This is a genomic window from Micromonospora sp. PRAS1 (assembly GCF_059553435.1).
Map to the genome: position 1 here is coordinate 1 of NZ_JCANNB010000126.1, position 360 is coordinate 360.

The following is a 360-nucleotide window of genomic DNA, read 5'->3' on the forward strand; positions in this document are numbered from 1 at the left end:
GGTGCGTCGAATGGGTTGACGGCGCCTAATGGTCCGTCGCAGCAGCGGGTGATTCGGCGGGCGTTGAGTGTGGCGGGGTTGGGTGTGGGTGAGGTGGATGTGGTGGAGGCGCATGGGACGGGGACCCGGTTGGGGGATCCGATCGAGGCGCAGTCGTTGTTGGCGACGTATGGGCAGCGTTCGGGTGAGCCGTTGTGGTTGGGGTCGGTGAAGTCGAACATCGGCCACACCCAGGCCGCTGCGGGCGTGGCCGGTGTGATCAAGATGGTCCAGGCGATGACCCACGGCGTGCTGCCGGCAACACTGCACGTCGACGAACCGACCCCACACGTGGACTGGCAATCAGGAAACGTGCGGTTG

The 360-nt window shown here is 65.8% G+C and carries 1 pseudogene; it reads left to right on the top strand.

Annotated features, from left to right (window positions below):
- Nucleotides 1-360, top strand: a pseudogene (locus AC507J_RS32385) (polyketide synthase); the annotation flags it as partial.